General features: G+C 50.3%; 1 protein-coding gene. It reads right to left on the reverse strand.

What is annotated here, in order from left to right:
* Positions 1 to 265: 265 nt before the first annotated feature.
* The coding region (locus tag WH277_RS02110; protein ID WP_339504125.1) for a glutathione S-transferase family protein at positions 266 to 515 on the reverse strand (250 nt) is incomplete at its 5' end.

A 515-nucleotide genomic window follows, 5' to 3' on the forward strand; every position in this document is an offset into this window, starting at 1 on the left:
AGACTAAACAATGTTGCCAGACAGCTCAACGAGAGACCAAGGAAAACGCTAGACTATGAATCACCCGCAGAGCGGTTCAATCAGTGTGTTGCATCCATCGGTTGAACTCACAGCCAAAAGCGGACGTAGCATGTCGGAAGGCGCGTCGGTGAACAGTTCGCTCATTCTGGGTATGGCATATCGAACGGAATCAACTGCCCTTGTCAGTTCCAGCCCCTCCGCACAGGGTATGCGGAGGGTTAAGCAAATTAAGCAGGCATAGTAATCACACCTTTCTCTGCAAACGTTCAGCATCAACCATCGCCTTCCACTGCTGAACGGATGGCCTTGCCTGCATTCGGTTATACCACTCATGCAAGGCTGCACACTCTGACGGTACGGAAAGCTTCACTAACGTAGAAAAGATCATCCCTCCGATTACCGCGATATCTGCCATTGAGAAAGTATCACCGGCAACATAAGGTTGCATTTGCAGAACTCGGTCAAAGTAATGCATCCCCCGGACTGCCTTGTCT

It is taken from the genome of Erwinia sp. MYb416 (assembly GCF_037479575.1).
Lineage (GTDB): Bacteria > Pseudomonadota > Gammaproteobacteria > Enterobacterales > Enterobacteriaceae > Erwinia > Erwinia rhapontici.